Below are 210 nucleotides of genomic sequence, written 5' to 3' on the forward strand. Positions count from 1 at the left end.
CAGGATTGGTGCTACCAGTCTTTCAAGCAACCCAGCCATCTCACCAGACACAAGCGCACCCGACACAACTCATAGTATCACTGGCAGGACAAAATTCAGCGCCATAAATACCAGCATCACAAGAGGCTGCCAGCTACGTTGCTATCTTCTTTATTCTCTTTGTGAAAAGGAAGAAAATGATCTTCAGGCTGAACTTTGTTGTTACCAGTC

This window comes from Parendozoicomonas verongulae (assembly GCF_009711465.1).
Classification (GTDB): Bacteria; Pseudomonadota; Gammaproteobacteria; order Pseudomonadales; family Endozoicomonadaceae; genus Sansalvadorimonas; species Sansalvadorimonas verongulae.